At 37.7% G+C, this 18,614-nt stretch carries 17 protein-coding genes; 11 read left to right on the forward strand and 6 right to left on the reverse strand.

What is annotated here, in order from left to right; genetic code table 11:
- Positions 1-318: 318 nt before the first annotated feature.
- Positions 319-1,074, reverse strand: a complete 756-nt coding sequence (locus ABVT42_RS18210; protein WP_353897362.1) for a glutathione S-transferase family protein — start codon at positions 1,072-1,074, stop codon at positions 319-321.
- A 158-nt stretch (positions 1,075-1,232) separates the two neighbouring features.
- Between ABVT42_RS18210 and ABVT42_RS18215 the strand changes: the two genes are divergently transcribed.
- Positions 1,233-1,436, forward strand: a complete 204-nt coding sequence (locus ABVT42_RS18215) for a hypothetical protein (RefSeq protein ID WP_353897361.1) — start codon at positions 1,233-1,235, stop codon at positions 1,434-1,436.
- A 181-nt stretch (positions 1,437-1,617) separates the two neighbouring features.
- Here the strand turns inward: ABVT42_RS18215 and ABVT42_RS18220 are convergent, their stop codons facing one another.
- Positions 1,618-2,163: an NADPH-dependent FMN reductase gene (locus ABVT42_RS18220; protein ID WP_353897360.1), complete on the reverse strand. Its 546-nt coding sequence runs from the start codon at positions 2,161-2,163 to the stop codon at positions 1,618-1,620.
- Positions 2,164-2,358: 195 nt separating this feature from the next.
- Between ABVT42_RS18220 and ABVT42_RS18225 the strand changes: the two genes are divergently transcribed.
- The gene (locus ABVT42_RS18225) at positions 2,359-3,564 is read left to right on the forward strand and encodes a lanthionine synthetase C family protein (protein ID WP_353897359.1); all 1,206 of its coding nucleotides are present in this window, start codon (positions 2,359-2,361) and stop codon (positions 3,562-3,564) included.
- 131 nt (positions 3,565-3,695) lie between these two features.
- On the opposite strand, the gene ABVT42_RS18230 is transcribed toward ABVT42_RS18225, so the two are convergent.
- The 4 genes from ABVT42_RS18230 to serA form a co-directional block, all read right to left on the reverse strand.
- Positions 3,696-4,463, reverse strand: a complete 768-nt coding sequence (locus ABVT42_RS18230; protein WP_353897358.1) for a TenA family transcriptional regulator — start codon at positions 4,461-4,463, stop codon at positions 3,696-3,698.
- 485 nt (positions 4,464-4,948) lie between these two features.
- A complete protein-coding gene (gene ntrC, locus ABVT42_RS18235; RefSeq protein ID WP_353897357.1) occupies positions 4,949-6,352 on the reverse strand; it encodes a nitrogen regulation protein NR(I) in 1,404 nt (467 codons plus the stop codon).
- Between the two features lie 40 nt (positions 6,353-6,392).
- Positions 6,393-7,463: a nitrogen regulation protein NR(II) gene (gene glnL, locus ABVT42_RS18240; protein ID WP_353897356.1), complete on the reverse strand. Its 1,071-nt coding sequence runs from the start codon at positions 7,461-7,463 to the stop codon at positions 6,393-6,395.
- 395 nt (positions 7,464-7,858) lie between these two features.
- Entirely contained in the window at positions 7,859-9,088 is a 1,230-nt protein-coding gene (gene serA, locus ABVT42_RS18245) for a phosphoglycerate dehydrogenase (RefSeq protein ID WP_353897355.1), read from the reverse strand.
- Positions 9,089-9,268: 180 nt separating this feature from the next.
- On the opposite strand from serA, the gene ABVT42_RS18250 reads away from it, so the two are divergent.
- From ABVT42_RS18250 to ABVT42_RS18290, 9 genes are all read left to right on the forward strand, one after another.
- Positions 9,269-9,523: an acyl carrier protein gene (locus ABVT42_RS18250; protein ID WP_353897354.1), complete on the forward strand. Its 255-nt coding sequence runs from the start codon at positions 9,269-9,271 to the stop codon at positions 9,521-9,523.
- 329 nt (positions 9,524-9,852) lie between these two features.
- Positions 9,853-11,283, forward strand: a complete 1,431-nt coding sequence (locus ABVT42_RS18255; RefSeq protein ID WP_353897353.1) for a TIGR03013 family XrtA/PEP-CTERM system glycosyltransferase — start codon at positions 9,853-9,855, stop codon at positions 11,281-11,283.
- A gap of 10 nt (positions 11,284-11,293) precedes the next feature.
- Positions 11,294-11,914: an XrtA/PEP-CTERM system exopolysaccharide export protein gene (locus ABVT42_RS18260; RefSeq protein WP_353897352.1), complete on the forward strand. Its 621-nt coding sequence runs from the start codon at positions 11,294-11,296 to the stop codon at positions 11,912-11,914.
- A gap of 12 nt (positions 11,915-11,926) precedes the next feature.
- Positions 11,927-13,450, forward strand: coding sequence for an XrtA system polysaccharide chain length determinant (locus ABVT42_RS18265; RefSeq protein ID WP_353897351.1), 1,524 nt, complete (start codon positions 11,927-11,929; stop codon positions 13,448-13,450).
- Between the two features lie 4 nt (positions 13,451-13,454).
- Complete coding sequence (locus ABVT42_RS18270) at positions 13,455-14,270, forward strand: P-loop NTPase family protein (RefSeq protein WP_353897350.1); 816 nt, start codon at positions 13,455-13,457, stop codon at positions 14,268-14,270.
- A gap of 5 nt (positions 14,271-14,275) precedes the next feature.
- Positions 14,276-15,634 (forward strand): hypothetical protein, encoded by a 1,359-nt coding sequence (locus ABVT42_RS18275; RefSeq protein ID WP_353897349.1) that lies wholly within the window; start codon positions 14,276-14,278, stop codon positions 15,632-15,634.
- A gap of 96 nt (positions 15,635-15,730) precedes the next feature.
- The gene (locus tag ABVT42_RS18280) at positions 15,731-16,720 is read left to right on the forward strand and encodes a lipid II:glycine glycyltransferase FemX (protein ID WP_353897348.1); all 990 of its coding nucleotides are present in this window, start codon (positions 15,731-15,733) and stop codon (positions 16,718-16,720) included.
- A gap of 1 nt (position 16,721) precedes the next feature.
- Positions 16,722-17,489, forward strand: a complete 768-nt coding sequence (locus ABVT42_RS18285; RefSeq protein ID WP_353897347.1) for a polysaccharide deacetylase family protein — start codon at positions 16,722-16,724, stop codon at positions 17,487-17,489.
- A gap of 31 nt (positions 17,490-17,520) precedes the next feature.
- Positions 17,521-18,612: a glycosyltransferase family 2 protein gene (locus tag ABVT42_RS18290; protein WP_353897346.1), complete on the forward strand. Its 1,092-nt coding sequence runs from the start codon at positions 17,521-17,523 to the stop codon at positions 18,610-18,612.
- Positions 18,613-18,614: the final 2 nt, after the last annotated feature.

Raw genomic sequence — 18,614 nt, forward strand, 5'->3', positions numbered from 1 at the left:
ATCTGCTGCCATGTTCTACGGATTCTTGTTAAAACAAGACCCAACACTGCTGGCTTATAATGGCTCTATTGATGCGCAAACTGCGGCAACATTAAAGCAGGTCGCTAAGGAGGTCTTGATGGAATATAACCAAATCGTTTTTTAAAGTAACAATTGTAATAACGAAGTGATTCTTTGGCTCAAGGATGAGCTTCCCTCTCTAAACCACCGCACCTTCGGTTTCAGGTAGGAATAGCTTAAGGACAAGCTACCCACAATACCTTTCTGTTCTAATTTTATCGCTTTGGCTCTTAACTTTTTGCATTAACTCCAGTTCGATTAAAGTTTTGCCTGAAGGCCATATTGCTGCCACTGTTGGATAAAACCTGACGGATAATTAAGGATAAAAACTTGCTCAAAACCCCGCTCTAATTTTATTTGACTTAGCCAATTGCAAACCTCTGGAAAACGGTCAATGATCGAGTTAAATGACAGATGTTCTAATCTTATTAAATAAGGAATTACACAAAAGTCAGCCAGAGAAATTTGATCGCCAGCCAACCACGGCGTTATTGACAGTTGATCACGCATTGAGCAAACAAAGTGTTGATAAGTGGCAATTGCCTGGTGCAATTCAGGTAATTCAAGCCCTAGTTCAAAGGCTCGTTGTTGACGTTTTCGACGTTCAGCATCTGGAATGTTGGCAAAGTGTTGCTTTAGTGCTTCAAGTGTTTTATTTAGCATCGCCGGACGTATCGCTAAACTCCAGGAAATTACTGAACAGGCGGGATGTATTGCCGTATGAACTTGATCAAGCCACTGGTTTAGTAATACTGGATCGCACTGAGAATAATGCTCATCAAGTAAGTATGTATCGAGATAACGACAGATCTCATTTGATTCGAGCACAATTTTGTCATCATCAAGTAATACAGGGACTTGCGCGGCAGGATTGAGTTTTAAAAATACCGATTGATGTTGTTCGCCATTGCGCAGGTTGACGTCAATTTTGTTGTAGTCAAGCGCTGAGTGATTAAGCAGAAACTCAATTTTTTGTCCACAAACGGCATTAAAATTTGTATAAAGTGTAATCATCGCATAAATAAATATTTTAGGTTGATATTATCGATTAAAATGATCGATAGAAATATTGCTGTTGTATTTTATTAAATCATACCTGTTTACTGATCCAGAAACATCCTATCGCCGTATAAATTGTTATCGAAGTTTTCCACTAATTAACTGGAGTTCTGATGAAACGTTACGAAATTGAATCTATTGAAGGTGTTGGATATTTGGTTTTTGAAAAAATCAATGCCAAACAAACAAAAAGAGTGGATGGGGTTTTCTTAAATATTAAACAGGCGAGTGACTATTTAGGTATTTCATCTGAACAGTTTAGCGTTGTTCATTCTTCTCCGGCTTACAATGAGATGATAGGTATATCGGGTCATTAGTTTATAGACTTTATCCATTTTGTATGTGGCGTCAACATTGATGTGCCTTTAACTTTTAGGTACATCCCTTTCGCGGGTGAATCTATCACCCGCTTTTTTGTTTAATCAATAATTAATAACGCTTATTTTAGATGAGTATTGACAGTCAATTTAAGGGTAAATTTATTGGGGCTTCGCATAATTACAGTGAATCTAATAAATTTTGTGCTGCGGTTTCAACTGCTTTGGCTAATTCTGGGTTAGTTATTTGTTTTGTCTGTGTATCAAAATTATCATTAAATTGTGGTATAGAAATATCTGCAATCACATTTCCATCAAAATAGGATGCTGAATTTTTTGCTGCTGCAAGCACATTTTTAGCGCCACCTGCACCGGGAGATGTTGCCATTAATAGCATAGATTTATTTTGAAAGACTTTTTGATTAATACGCGATGTCCAGTCAAACAGGTTTTTATAAGCAGCGGTATAAGTGCCATTGTGTTCAGCAAATGAAATAATTAAAGCGTCGGCAGCGCCTATTTTATTAAAGAACGATTTTGCTTGTTCAGGTTGGCCCAACTCCGCTTCGCGGTCAACGCTAAATAGTGGCATTTCGTAATCATTCAAGTCAATCACTTCAATGTTAATATCAGAGTTGAGTGACGTAATTATTTGTCCGGTATAGCTAACTAACTGTTGATTGATAGATTGGCGGCTATTGCTGGCAGCAAATGCTAAAATTTTCATCTTGATATCCTGATTTTCTTATTGGTTAAAGTTATTATAATTGTTTAGATATTATTGTGTAGAGTGTAAATAAAGAAAATACTGTTTCTCAAGTAGAAACAAAATTTAAATATTGTTGATATCGATTTAACACTTAGCATTTATTATTTAGCACAAAGCACGGTGATTTATTGATATAAACTTAGGAGTTGTCGCTTGTTATATTTACCCGAAAGGCACCATCATTTTGAAAATGAGTTACAGTATAGTGTTGCATGGGATAATGCTGCTGCTCGTCACTTTATTGAAACATTACAGGCGTTTACCGAGCAGCGATTTACTCAACCAAATGGATGGGTGATCTCTGATGATCCTTGTCTTGAAAATTCGTTTTACGATGGTACTGCAGGAATAATTTGGTCACAATATTATCTTGCACATTGGGGATATGGTGAGCTGAAACACAATTATCAAGCTTACCTGGCTCAAGCTAGAGTGGTGCATCGAGAGCGATTGTCTCGGTTAATGACATCGCCTGACTATCAACATGGATTATTAATTGGAGAGCTAGGATTGATAGTTGCAGAATGTCGATTAGGTTTAACTGATAATCTGCGCGGCGAAATGAGTCAGATTATTGAAAAACTAATTCATAATCCGGTTTGTGAATTAATGTGGGGAGCACCAGGCGCTTTGTGTGTTGCCAATTTTTATCGACACCAGTTTCCGGAATTTTTAGATTTGACCAGAGCGCTTGCACTACAACTTGAAGAGGATATTACAACGGTTGAAAGATTTCAATTGAAAGTGTGGTATCAACAGTTATATGGTCATTATGTTGCACACTTGGGAGCTGTTCATGGTTTTGCGGGTAATGCTTTCAGTATTTTAAAAGCGCTCCCCGCCCTGCAAACTGTAACCGCAAACAATTGGAAAGCCGCTATTATTGATACGGTTTCAAGAACGGCATTAGTGCAAGACTCGTTTGCCAATTGGCCACAAAGTATTGCTGGCGAAAGACCCGGTCGAACGGCGTTGTTACTACAGTTTTGTCATGGCGCTCCGGGGCTGATTGCGTGCTTGTCAAATTTGTTTGGTGAAGATCAATTTTTCGATCAACTAATGATTGCTGGGGGAGAGCTAGTGTGGCAAGCAGGCCCGCTCAAAAAAGGTCAAGGACTGTGCCATGGCAATACTGGAAACGGCTTTAGCTTATTAAAACTTTTTCAAGCAACTGGCGATGAATTGTGGTTATACCGAGCTCGTCAATTCGCAGCCTTTGCTATGCAGCAAATTTTTCCCAAACTGAACGCAGGCAAAAAACTTGATCTATCGCTTTGGAATGGTGCAGCAGGGCTTGCTCATTTTGTTCACCACTGTTTGCAGCATTCCGCAGACATTCCGACAATGGATTATTTTTAATCGTTTGATTTTTATTAAGTGGTGAGTCAACATGTAAAACAAAAACGTTAGTTAGTGACATTGTTTGACTCACCAAAAAATAAAGTAAGATTCGATAACCAATAAAATATGAGGTGGAAAATTTTTATTAATTAAGACATCTTTAATGCTCGTTTATACATACCATTCCAAAAGGTTGCTCTCAAGTCGAGTGCTTTGAGCATTCCTTTACGAAGTATGGCTAAATTTTCAGGATTATTGCGTATTAAATCTTCTGCTATTTGCAGCATAATTCGACCATGTTCGTCGTCAATTTCTGCATGAATTTCAAAAAAGACATAGTCTTGTTTGGTTAAATCAGTAAACTTTTCTAAACTTTGGATCAAGTATTTATAAATGTATTTAACAATGCATTCAGTGCCTAGGCCCATAGCACCGATTGCTTGAGCAATTGAACCACTTTCAATTAAACTTTGAAATTGTTCACGCCAAATAGCCGCTTCCATGTCAACTTCACAATCTGGTTCAATTTGCATTGCTTTTTGAAAACGTTGAAACAAAATATTATGTGGAATGCCCTGTACCCACTCTTCTTTAATGCCAATACTTTCTAGTAACTGTACTTCGTGTTGATCCAGGTTGCCACTTTCTTCATTGACATTATCCAGCAGCGCTTTACGATGTTCATACTTTTCACACTTAGCAATTGTGGCCGTAAGATATCGCATAAACCAAGCGGTATAGCCTTGATATTGAGCGGCAAAATCTTTTAAAGCAAGTTGAGGATTAGGCAAGTCGCCATTGGCTAAAGCAGACAAGTACGGATGATTGATGGCATCATGTTGAATGGCTTCTTCAACTAAAGAATCAACTGAAAAATTAAATTGTTGATCTTTTTCTTTTAAAACAGCGGTAGACATATTATGCTCCTTAATAAGTATTACCTAAATTATTTTTTGTTAAACTATGGTGTAGTTACTGCAGTTTGTTTTATTAGTATTTTAAGAATTAAAAGAAAATAAAAACGAGAAAGAAATGTAAACTAACTCGGCAAAGATTAATACCATAATGAATTTATGGTTAAACTGTTCTAAGTATATCTTTTAGGATTTTTGATTGATTTTGACGGTTGGTTTTTTATTTTTTTTGCTGTTTTTAGTGTCTTAAGCCAAGAAGTAAAAATGCTTTATTAACAATTACTTTGAAAAGATAATATTAATTTTTTGTATTAAGCATAGTTAACTAAACGGTAAATTTGGTTGGCTAAAAAACGTATAAATTGGGTGTTGCTAGTCGTTTTTTTATAAAAAAATATCAGGCTTATTTTTGATCTGGATCAGTCTTGCTAAGTGCGGCAGAATAACAAATAAATAATTTGCGCTTTAATTATCTCAAAAAATAATTTTTATTTTTTGGCGTTCGCTAATTCTTTTAACTTTCTTGATAAAGTATTTCTTCCCCAACCGAGTATTTTTGATGCTTCAACTTTTTTTCCCTGGGTTATGATTAAAGCAGATTCGATTAATATTTTTTCAATTTTTTGCTGTATTTTTAGTAATATTTGAGTTTCACCTTTTTGATAGCCATTAATGATTTGGTTTGATAGCATCTGTGACCACTGTTCTGGTTCTACCTGTTGGTGCTGACTGATTAATTCTGGCGGCAAGTCTTGAGGAAAAATTTGCTGGCTATTGGCCATCACACTTAGCCAGCGACAGACATTTTCTAACTGTCTGACATTGCCTGGCCATTGATAGCGTTGCATAATCGCAATCGACTCTGGGTTGAGCTGCTTTTGAGGTTCGTTGATTTCTTTAGCAATTTGCTGCAAAAAATATTTGGCTAATAATGGAATATCATCAGGGCGCTTTCTCAGAGGAGGTAATCTTAGAGGTATTACATTAAGTCGATGATAGAGATCTTCACGAAATTCACCTAGCTCAACTTTTTTTAATAAATCTTGATGTGTTGCTGCAACAATTCTGACATTAACGCTGGTCGGTTGGGTGGAGCCAATTCGGTAAAAAGCACCTTCGGATAATACTCGGAGTAAGCGTGTTTGTGTTTCTAAAGGCATATCCCCGATTTCATCTAAAAATAATGTGCCATTATCGGCTTGTTCAAAACGTCCAAAGTAGCGATTGCTAGCGCCAGTAAAAGATCCTTTTTCATGCCCAAATAATTCAGACTCGATTAAATCTTTTGGAATAGCAGCCATGTTTAAAGCGATGAAAGGTGCATTTTTTCGCGGACTATGCTGATGCAGTGCTTTAGCGACGAGTTCTTTTCCTGTACCTGATTCGCCATGAATTAAAACCGTCACATGAGAGTTTGACAGGCGGCCAATCGCTCGGTATAAATCCTGCATAGCTGGAGATTCACCGATAATTAAAAAAGGATTGTTTTCATCAACTTGCGTCGGCGGGGAATCATTGGTCTGAGTAGATTGCAAGGCTTTTTCTATGATGGTGACGACTTCATCTAGATCGAAAGGTTTAGGTAAATATTCATAAGCTCCTTTTTGATAAGCACTGACTGCACTATCTAAATCGGAATGAGCCGTCATGATTATTAAAGGCAAATCGGGAAAGTTTTGCTGGCAGAATTCTAAAAGTTCAATGCCGCTTTTTCCTGACATGCGGACATCGGAAATCACTAAATCTATTGTGAGTTGATTGAGCTTTTCAATAGCCTCTTCGGCACAGCTAACCTGAGTTACCTGATGACCTAAATCAAGGATTAACTCATTTAAAACAAAGCGAATGCTGTTATCATCGTCGACTAATAAAATATGAAATTGCTTTTTCATGGTCATTGAATATTTAATTTAAAGTAAATGATCAGATTGTTTAATGAATGCCAGATTCCAAGGGTAAATAAATACTAAAACAAGTGTGTTCTGGCCAGGTTTCCAGTTCAATAATTCCGCCATGTCGTTGCACTAAAGATTGCGCGATACTTAATCCTAAACCACTACTGTTTTTTCCACTAATGGTTGGAAAAAAGATATCATTGATCAATTCGTCAGGAATGCCTGTACCGTTGTCAATAATATCGATTCTAATCACTTGACGATATTGAATTTTTCCAATGGTGTGTTGATGTAAAATCCTGGTTCGAATTTCGATTTTTCCTTGATCTGCTAACGCTTCTGCGGCATTTTTTAGTAAATTTAACAAGGCTTGTTGAATTTGCCCGGGCGAGAGAGTTAAGTCTGGCAAGCTCGGATCATAGTTTTTTATAACATTAATTGATTTATCGGTTTGTAGCAGTATTAACTCAAGTGCTTGTTCAATTAGTTGATGTGTATTAATACTGACTTTTTCTTCGGGTGTTGAAGGAAGTAAAAGTCGATCAACTAACTTACCTAGTCGATTGGCTTCTTGAATAATGATTTCACAATAACGAGCGGGGAAGTCTGCTGGTAATTTTCTTGCCATCAACTGCGCACTACCTTTTATACCGCCAAGTGGATTTTTAATTTCATGAGCCAGGTTTCTGATTAAATGGTTGCTCACCCGGCTTTGGTGCTGTAGTTCGATGTCTTTTCTAATTCTTGAATGATATTCGTTGGATTGCAGTTCTAGTAATAAATAATTTTGTTGATTTTCGTAATAACCCGATACCATTATATTAGTAATTAAAATACCGGTAGCTGTTTTTATTTCGATTTCTTCTAGTAGTGTAACTTGATTGACGGGCAAGTTATTAGGTGAAGACTGTGAACCAGTTAAGTAACGCTGGAGCAATGTTGGATTAATGGTGCTTTTGATTAAATCAAAAAATGTTTCTTCGCGAAGTTGTTTATTACTAAATCCCAATAGTTGTTCGGCTGAAGGATTCAAAAACTCAATATTATACGCCTGGTCCAGCAAGATAATAGCGGTACTGAGTGAATCGATTGAAAGCTTAATTGACATAATTTAAATAAGCACAACTTTTAATTTGGTGAAATAGGGTGAGCTTGTAAATATGGTTAGACTACATGAGACAACGCTTCACATGGCTGTTACTGTGATTTTAAGTACACTAGCGCATAAGTGTTATCAATGACTGACTAACCAATTCGTTTGCATGAATCATGCACTAAAGTTTAACCAATCTGTTTCATTATTGCACCATTTTGGTGCAAATAGTCAGTGTTGTACTTTTTTGTACGCTTTGGAAGTGATGATTGATGTGATAACGAGTACATTGATTCACTCGACTGAGAGTTTGATAAAGAGATTTGCCCTGAGTATTGGTTGACGATACTACAGGGCAGTAACCTTAATGGAGCATAATTCAAATTTTGCCGTTTTTCAGCAAGTGATTTTTAATAAAGTATGCGGGCCCGGATGGTTTTAGGAATTTTTTGTAACGCTTCAAATACCTGTTCACTTGATGTCTGATCAATATCGGTAACTACATAACCAACGCCACCATCTGTCTGTAAATACTGAGCTGAAATATTCACTCGATTGGCAGAGAAAATATCATTAATTTTTGCCAGTATGCCGGGCTCATTTTGGTGAATGTGACAAATCCGATGTTTACCTTCATGCGAGGGAAGGCCAACTTCAGGAAAGTTAACCGCAGAGATAGTCGAGCCATTTTGACTGTATTTTAATAGTTTTTCAGCAACTTCAATACCAATATTGGCCTGTGCTTCTTTTGTTGAGCCGCCAATGTGTGGCGTTAAAATAACATTGTCAAATTCACGCAGCGGTGAGATGAAAGTCTCTTGATTCGACTTGGGTTCAACAGGGTAAACGTCAATTGCAGCCCCGAGTATTTGTCGATTAGTCAGTGCATTGACTAAAGATTCAATATCGACAACCGTACCACGAGAAGCATTGAGCAAAATAGCGCCTTGCTTCAATTGAGAAAATGCTTCGCTATCCATCATATTTTGAGTCTGAGGTGTTTCTGGCACATGAAAGGTTACAACATCGGAAGTTTGCAGCAGAGCATGATAGCTATCGGCAGGTTTGGCATTACCAAGAGCCAGTTTGTTTTCAATATCGTAGTATTGAACATTCATACCTAGATTCTCAGCTAATATCCCAATTTGGGTTCCAATATGGCCGTAGCCGACAATGCCAAGTGTTTTGCCGCGAGTTTCATAAGAATCAGTTGCTGATTTTTGCCATTCGCCTCGATGAGCCGCGGCATTTTTAGCAGGGATACCACGTAAAAGTAATATCATCTCACCCAACACCAGTTCCGCAACACTGCGAGTATTCGCAAAAGGTGCGTTAAATACTGGAATTCCCCTTTGTTGAGTTGCCAGTAAATTGACTTGATTAGTACCAATACAAAAACAACCAATTGCTTCGAGATTGTCACAATATTCGAGTAGTTCTGGGGTAACTTGTGTTCTAGAGCGAATACCTAGGTAGTGAGCATCTTTTAATATTTGCCGCAACTCTTCTTCAGGTAAAGACTTATTGGCGGTGATAACATTAAGAAATCCATTGTCACGAAATAATTTTTCGGCACTGGCATGAATTCCTTCGAGTAAGACAATTTTTAGTTTATCTTGAGTAACTGATTCGATAGACATAAATAATTAGAGTTTTTTTAGTCGGTTCACAATGAGCGCTATAGGATAAGAGAAATAAACGCTAAATACCACTTAGTTATAACGGATTTTCTCAACTAATATTAACGTTAGAAAAATTGAACAGTGCAAATGCATAAAGTTATTGATAGAATCGCGCCAAATTGTAAGAAAGTAGTCGTTATGAATAGGTTAGATGTTTCCAATAAAATCAAACAATTATTGATCGAGACTTTATCTCTGGATCTAAGTATAGAACAGCTAGATGATGATACGCTGTTACTTGGTAATATTCCTGAGTTTGATTCGATGGCAATTGTGTCAATTCTTACCGCTCTGGAAGAGCACTTCGAGTTTACCGTTGAAGATGATGATTTATCTGCAGATGTTTTTGAGTCGATTGAAACTTTGATTAATTTTGTTGAAAAAAGAGTTTGATAGACTGTTTCTTATTGAAATATAAGAAAATTAAGATGTTATTATTATGACAAGAAGTTACAATTCTTGACTCATGTTAATGCGCGCTGTACCATCTTTCCCCCTATAAAATTTAGGGAATATGATGGTTTTACTGCATAACAGGCCAATTTTAGTTATTACTTGTTGTTTATAATAAAATTTCTTTTAACTAATTGAAATGAATTGGGTTTAATTGCCTTATATTTCATTTTCATACCCTTTTAGAATCTTTGGTTATGAATTAATTGAATATCAATTAACAAGATTACTTTAAGGAAAAACTTACAATAAAATAGGAATGCTGGTTTATGGCTACGGTCAAGTTATTCAATCATCATTTTCGAACTCCATTTTTATTTTTATTAGTTCTGGAATTCTTAATATTTTTTACCTCTGTATATGTTGGTGAATATCTCAGGTTTGGTGAATTTCTCTGGCAACCACAAATAGAGAACCTGTCAAATTTTCCGCTTAGGGCGCTTATATTCTCTATTGCATTGTTGGCTGGCATGATTGCTATGGGGCAATATCAAACCCCTGGTCCATTAGGACGTTTTTATTTGCCAGCAATTACTGTGCGGGTGTTTATCAGTTTTGCGCTGGGACTGCTAGCTCTGGTTATCTTTTATTACTTAATGCCCGATTTACTGCTTGGCCGCGGAATTTTTGCTTACTCAATATCTGTTAGTTTTGCCACAATTATTGTTGTTCGGTTGATATTTTTACATACCGTTGATGGGCGTTCATTACGGCGTAAAATTCTGGTTTATGGTGCCAGTGAGCTGGCCAGTCATTTAACGGATAAAAAAGATGCTAATCGCGCATTATCACCCAAAAATGCCAGTTACATGATTCACGGTTTTGTCCCAGTTGAAGGTGAAGAGATTTGTGTGCCGGATCAATATATTGTCAAGCCTGGCAATGATTTATCCGAATATTGTTCCGCTTATAATGTTGATGAAATTGTATTAGCTATTGCTGATAGACGTAAAAAAATGCCGGTTGATGCTTTACTTGACTGTAAGCTAGCTAATATCAACATTATTGATTTTGTCGGGTTTTGGGAAAGAGAGAAAAGCATGATTCGCTTGGATATGATGAATCCAAGCTGGTTGATTTTTGGTGATGGCACCCGTCAAGGTTCGATTTCGGCATTTTTAGCACGAACCTTTGACATTTTAATCAGTGCGTTGCTTTTAACCATGATGTTTCCTTTTTTGGTTATTACTGCAATTCTCATCTTTATAGAAAGTGGTTTTAAAGGCCCTATTTTTTATCGTCAAACCCGAGTGGGTTTAAACGGCAAGACATTTGAGTTACTCAAATTCAGAAGTATGATTGTAAATGCCGAAAAAGATGGTAGTCCACAATGGGCACAACAAAATGATATGCGCGTCACTCGCGTTGGTAAGTTTATTCGAAAAGTCAGAATTGACGAGTTACCGCAGATTTTAAATATTTTTAATGGTGATATGAGTTTGGTTGGACCTCGACCGGAGCGACCGGAGTTTGTTGCAGAACTAGAGAAAAAAATACCATTTTATAGTGCCAGACATAGTGTTAAACCAGGGTTAGCCGGTTGGGCACAACTGAAATATCCATATGGTGCAAGTGAAGAAGATACGTATAATAAGCTACAATATGACTTATATTATGTTAAGAACCACTCACTCATTATGGATGTACTGGTTTTGTTGCAAACGGTAGAAGTGATAGTATTAGGTAAAGGTGCTCGTTAGGGGGGTAATAATGCGTATATTGATTCAATTATTGTTAGTCGTGGCTCTCATAGGCTGTAATTCTGCCCCCAAAAAGCAGGAAGTAAGTGTTTTTCAGCCCAATCAGGATAAAAAACTGCTGGTTAGCCAATATTATATCGGGGTTGACGATCAGGTTCAGGTGAATGTTTGGAAAAGTCCTGATTTGTCTATCTCTGTTCCAGTGCGTCCCGATGGAATTATTTCTGTTCCGCTGATAGGTGAAGTTGTTGCTGGTGGCCGAACACCTGTCGAAGTTGCCGATGAAATTACTGAAAAACTGTCTCATTTTATTCGTGACCCTCAAGTTTCTGTGATTTTAGTCGAACTAAGAAGTCATGAGTTCTTATCTCGTGTCAGAGTGACCGGTGCAGTTAGAAATCCAATTTCCATTAACTTTCGTCAAGGCATGACCGTTCTCGATGCAGTTTTAGAAGCTGGAGGCCTGAATGAGTTTGCGTCAGCCAATAGCAGTAAGCTGTTTAGAAAAGTTGATGGTAAAGTAGAAAAATACGATGTAGACCTGTTTGATATTTTGAATGATGGGAAAATGAAAACCAATTTTGAAATGCAACCAGGTGATATCCTTTCTGTTCCAGAAAGGGTTTTTTAGTAGAGTTTAGTTATGAATATGTCAATCGGCGATGCGCTAAATCGAATCATTCGAGAAGTTTGGGAGAGAAAAGTACTGGTAACAGTACTTTTCATCGTTATAGCAATGTCCTTTTTACTGATCGCTTGGTTTATGCCCAAAGTTTACACATCATCTAGTATTATTTTGGTGGATGAGCAAAGTATTTTAAGTCCGTTAATGGAGGGCACGGCGGTTACTCAAGAAGTTGTCGACCGGGCAAAACGAGCAAAACAAATTATTTTCAGCAGTCGCTCTGTCGAGCGAATTTTAAATGCTTTTGACTGGTTTGATGGCGATGAACCAACACTTATCGAACGAGACTTAATGGTTGAAAAAATACGTAAAAAAACCAATGTGACATCTGCTGGTAAAAACCTGATAGAAATCAGTTTTAAAAACAATAATCCGGCCATTGCACAAGGTGTCACCAAATTAATGACTGTTATATTTGTTGATGACAGTTTACTTGAAAAGCAAAACGAAAGTCGTGAAGCTTACGAGTTTATTCATAAAAGAGTTGAGTCATACCAAAAGAAACTGCAAGACGCAGAAAATGCGATTAAAGAATTCCGCTCTCGAAATATTGATTCTCGTCCGGGATCGCAGTCGGCAGTTAATGAGCGAATTACCCAGCTTACTCGTCAAGTTGAAAATCTTAACTTGGAAATTCGTGGTCAGGAATCGAAGGTTTCAGAGTTGACCAAACAGCTCACGGGTGATGCTGTTGCCAGTACTGATTTAAAGAAAGAAAACATACTACGTGAGCGAGTGGCTAAGCTAAAAGCTAAACTCGACGAGTTACGCTTGAATTACCTTGATACCTATCCTGATATTGTTCAGGTAAAAAGCCAGATTGCGAGTCTGAATGAGGAAATTGAAAAGGAAATTGAGGAAAGAGAATCAGAAAAGAATAACACCAAGCGGTATAAATCGGATAGCCCTATTTTTCAGGAAATACAACGTCAGATTACAAAAGCAAGGGCTAATATATCAACATTGAAGTCTGACAAAGTTGAAACCGAAAAACTACTCAAAATCGAGCAGGATCGAATGGCGCGCATCAATGCGGTAGAAGCTGAATTAGCCGAGTTGACTCGTGACTATAAAGTGAACCAGGATATTTATCAAAAGCTGTTACGTCAGCGTGAAAATGCAAATATTTCGATGACTATCGATGCAGAAAATCAGGGGTTGACCATTAAAGTGCAGGAAGAAGCTACCTTGCCTGTTATTCCCAGCGGTCTTCGCTATATTCACTTAGTGGCAATTGGTTTGGTTCTCAGTATTTTAATACCAGCGGGCGCGGCGTTTGGTTTGTCATTTATTGACAATAAAGTTCGGGACGAAGCAATTATTACCGAAAAACTGATGTTGCCGGTATTAGCTTCGGTTTATTACATTAATACACCGGAAGAAAAGAGAAGTAACTTAAAGAAGGGAGCTCTTATGTCATTAGCCGTATTGCTGGTGTTTGCCTGCTACGTCTATGTCAGTTGGCTTCGTTTGAAAGGGTGATCGTGTGAATATAATTGAGTCGGCCTATCTTAAAGCCAAAAAAAATAGTGGTGATGAAGCGTTTACTGATGAAGATGTAAATTCTAATCGAGGCTTTGCTGCACCAGAATCACGAGAAGCTCATGAACTGGTTTCCTCACGTAAGCAAATCTCCAAAATGAAACAGGAGCCGCCATACACTAATGCCGAGCTGGCCGATAGACGTTTGATATACGCTAAAATGTCAGACACCATTTTATTAAACAGTTATCGAAACTTAAGAACCAAGCTGCTGGCGACATCTGATAGTAATAACTTTTTGACGCTGGTCACATCGGTAACGCCTACTGGAGGAAGTAGTTTGGTAGCTGCAAATCTGGCGGCTACTTTTGCATTTGATGAAGGTAAAACTTCTCTTTTGATTGACGCGAATATCCATCATCCGGTTCTAAATAAACTCTTATCGGTTAATGTTGACAAAGGTTTGATTGATTTTTTGGAGGCCGAAGACTGGGATGGCGGAGAAATTATTTATGATACCCGTATACCTCGATTACGCTTGATTCCAAGTGGTCTGGTTCGAGAAAACTCGGCAGAGTATTTTACTTCTAAAAAAATGAAAGTGTTTATTGAGCACTTGATCTCGCGTTACCCAGATCGTTATCCAATAATAGACGCACCAAGTATTGCAATTTCGGCAGATACCCGCATTCTGGTGGATCTATGTGATCGGGTATTACTCGTCGTTCCTTATGGTCAATGCACTGAAGAAGAAGTTAAACGGGCGGCAAAAGCTATAGGCCGAGAAAAGCTCGCAGGAATTGTTTTAAACCAGTTTTAAACTTTATGAAAAAATCAATAACAAAAACAATACCGGTTTTGCTGGGCCTTGGATTATTTATATCGCCAATTGTCGGGGCTATCGATTTTGGATATGGCTTTTTTTCAAGCTTAAGACAAAGTGATAACTTGAATCAATCTGATAATGGCAACTCGGGCACTGCCTATGATTTAGGTATGCGTTTTGGGATTGGTAATAATGCCAGTAATGTTATCAACTACGAAATAGATGGGGTTTTAGCTACTGCAGATTACACCAGCGATGACCTAGACCGAGAATACTACCGTTCACTTGATGGGCGCTTTCAATATCAAGCGGTTGATTCCAATTTTGGCTTTATTGCACTGGAGCAATTAACTCAAGTACCCGCAAACCGTTTTGCAACGCAAGAAACCAACAATTTACGTGATATTAATGTGTATGCTGCAAGACCGACTTATTATATTCGCTTATCCGGTGAAGATAAGATTAATTTGTATGCAACTTATATCGACTTTTCTGCGGGAGAAAATACGCTGGATGCAACCAATAATTCTAAAAATGAAACGATGTTTTCTATGGATTATGCTCATCGACTAAATCCCATCACGACGATTACTTTGGTTGCAGAAAAGTCAGAAACTGACTTTGATGAAGCGTTTAATGAGTTAACTCGCACCGCTGACGATTTTTCGCAAAATGATATTTTTATGCGTTGGGAAACGCGTGGTAAAACTACTAGTTTACGTGCAAATCTTGGGCAATCAGAAGTAACAACTGATTCGGGTGAAAAATTTGATGCGGATTTACTCGATATTAATTTGTCGAGAGTCATCAATCGCACACAGTCGATTAATCTGGGGTTTCGTAAAGGATTTGATAGCTTGTTGGGATTTAATTTGGATGCTAATCAAATTAACATTAATAGTCAGTCAGTGAATTTTAATACGGCACTGGAAACCAAGCAGCATTCATTAACCTATGAATATCGAGATATCAGTTTTTCTTCATCATTAAGAATTTTTTCTGCTGAGCTAAGCTCAGTACAAGTCCAAAATAATGAAACCCGTAAAGGTGCAGAGTTTAATATTTCTTATTCATTATCTCATTTACTGAAAAATCCACTGGAATCAAATATTCAGTTTCAATATTCACGTACCGATAGCGAGTTTAGTACGCAAGATGTGGTTTCGTTGAATAATCTGGTTGAAAATTTTGAGATTCGATTTAATTATTCGATTAATCGAAAATTGGATTTATACGCTCGCGTAGAAAAGCGGGTATCTGAAAGCCAAAATGTTGGTGAAGCTATGGTTGATTCCAGTGCCAACAATTTTGTTTTAGGGGTGACCTATACGCCTGTTAAAAGGCGTAAAGCGTTGTGATGTGATCTAAGCAGATTTTTTACAGTTAAAGCAGGCCAATGGCCTGCTTTAATTCTAGTAAGCGATCTGTTTTATAAGTCATGGATTAAAATATCAATGTTGGAAGTTGTTCAGCCATCAGATTTTTATCTTGATAGCGAAAACTTAACTTGGGTAGATAATGCATTTTATAGTCAGTCGCCATACTGGATTCGCAGTGTGGGAACTGCTGAACAGCAGTGCTATGTAACAAAAGAAGCCGGCGAGATAATCGCTTATTCATTTGTGGGATTTAAGCATTTTCCTTTGGGGATTGGTAAAGTTGCAGTAATCGAAAGAGGCCCTGTTGCGCGTGATTTAAGATCGCTGGAAAAACATATTCAGGCCCTTGCTCAGCAAAAGCGTTGGATTCAGGTGGAAATTAGTCCTTATAACACTCACTTGGATAGGCAAGCGGTTCAGTCTGTTTTACATAAAAATGGCTGGTTAGCGAGAGACTTTCAGCGAGTAATCTATTTGCATACGGTAATTGTCGATTTATTGCCAGAAATTGATGAAATTAAGCGAAACTTAAGGCGCTCATTAAAAACACAAATTAATAAAGCGACAAAGTCTGACATTGAAATACGTGTAAACCTGCATGCTGATGAGGCAATTGAATTTCATAATGAATTTGCGCTACATCAGGGTATTGCGCCAATTAGTGAGCAAGAACATCGGCTAATTAATACTGCTATCGAACAAAAAAAGAAATACTGTCAGGTCTTGACTGCTTGGCAGGATGAGAAGTTGATTGGCGCTATTATCTTACTGGGTATGGGAGAGACCATTTTATACCAGTGGGGGGTTAGCCACCGAGATGAAGCCTATCGAAAATTGCCAATAACCCATTTGTTGCATTGGGAAGCTATTTGTTTGGCAAAAAAACTGGGATTTCGACGCTATGACTTTGGTGGTTACTGGATGGAAAAAGGTGATGATAATCCTATCAATCGTTTTAAAACTGGATTTAGTAAACAAATAGATGCTTTGATTGGCGAATACTTTTATCGAACCAGCCCTCTGAGAAGCAAGTTATATGAATTAATTATCAAGAGAAATGCTTAAGATGGATACACCTGTTTTTATGTATCACGCTATTTATCACTCTGTCGAGTCCTTAAAAGGGGCTGACCCAGTATATGCTGTCAGTTTTGCTACTTTCGATGAGCATATACGCTTGTGTGAAATGCAACAGCGAAAAATTTGTTCGGTAACTGAGTTTGTTAAAGCCAACCCCGTTAATCAGGGGCAGTATTGTTTATTTACTTTTGATGATGGACATATCTCCAATTATGAGGCAAGTTTGCGCCTAATCGAAAAAGGTTATTCTGCTGATTTATTTGTCAATAGTGCTTTTATTAATACCGAAAATTACATGACTGAACAACAGCTTAAAGAGGTCTCTGACGCGGGTATTGCGATTCAGTCACATGGGCATGAGCATCCCTATTTTAGTGATTTGCCCGCTGAAGAAGTACGTCATCAGCTGGTACAATCTAAACAGATAATCGAAAATATAACGGGTAAAACGGTAAATGTATTTGCACCTCCTGGTGGTCGTATCAATGCGCAGGTTGTGCAAATTGCCAAAGAGGTTGGATATACTTGCATCGCAAATTCTAAACCTGGTGTCATAAAGTCTCGGTATGATCACTTTGATATTCCCCGTCTGCCGATTCAACAACATACGAGTTCGCAAACGGTACAAGATTGGTTGATGCCATCTGCCAAAGGCGTTTTTAATTTACAGCTTAAATATGGCGTTACTAAAGTGGCTAAAACATTGTTAGGTAATAAGCGCTATGAAGCGCTGCGAGGTAAGGTTTTAAATTAAAATGATAGTCTTGTTCTGGCTTTGCTTATTCTTGATTCTATACACCTATGTTGGTTATCCACTGCTGTTATTGGTTGCAACTAAGTTGTTTCCTAACAAAGTAAATAAGCAGTCTTTTCAACCGGAAATTACCGTTTTGATTTCTGCTTTTAATGAGCAAGGCCGAATTCAACAAAAAATTGAAAATTGTCTGTCTGCCGATTATCCACCAGAGAAAATGAAGATATTAGTGGTTTCTGATGGCTCGACGGATGCAACCAATCAAATTGTTGAACAGTTCGGCGGCAATGTCTCTTTATTATCATTTGATTCACAGCGAGGTAAAGCGGCTTGTTTAAATGATGCGATGCAAGTCATTACCACCGATTATGTTGTGCTGACTGACAGTCGTCAAGATTTTGAGAAAAATGCCATTGCCGAGCTGATTAATAACTTCCATGATGAAACAGTCGGTGCTGTTAGTGGAGAGCTGTTGTTTTATAGTGAAAATGAAAATACCTTTTCACAGGGCGTTGATACTTATTGGCGATATGAAAAATTTATTCGTTCCAGTGAGAGTAAAATTGGTTCAGTCGTCGGGGTAACCGGTGCTATCTATGCGCTTAAACGCGAATATTTTCAGCCAATTCCGGTAAATACCGTGCTTGATGATGTACTTATCCCGATGCAGGTTGTATTGCAGGGGGGAAGGGTATTATTTGAACCTAATGCCATCGCTTATGATATTCCCTCTAGTGATAAAGTTCGTGAAAAGAAACGTAAAACGCGAACCATCGCAGGTAATTATCAATTAATTGAATTAAAACCAGAATTACTCAATCCCACTAAAAACCGTTTATTGTTACAGCTGGTTTCACATAAGTTGTTAAGATTGGTCATGCCAATTTGCCTGCTGTTATTATTGCTCAGCAATTGCTTTTTACTCGACTATGGCTGGTTTTACGGCTTGAGTCTGCTTGGACAGATTGGTGTATATACTGCTGTTATTTTGTCTTCGTATTTTGAGCGGTTAAATCAAATTAAATTAATTAAAATTGCTAATGCCTTTATTACGCTGAACCTTTATGCCGTGTATGGACTAAAAGAGTTTCTATTTAACAAAAATATACATATTTGGAAGTAATC

The sequence above is a fragment of the Aliikangiella maris genome, assembly GCF_040719265.1.
Lineage (GTDB): Bacteria > Pseudomonadota > Gammaproteobacteria > Enterobacterales > Kangiellaceae > Aliikangiella > Aliikangiella maris.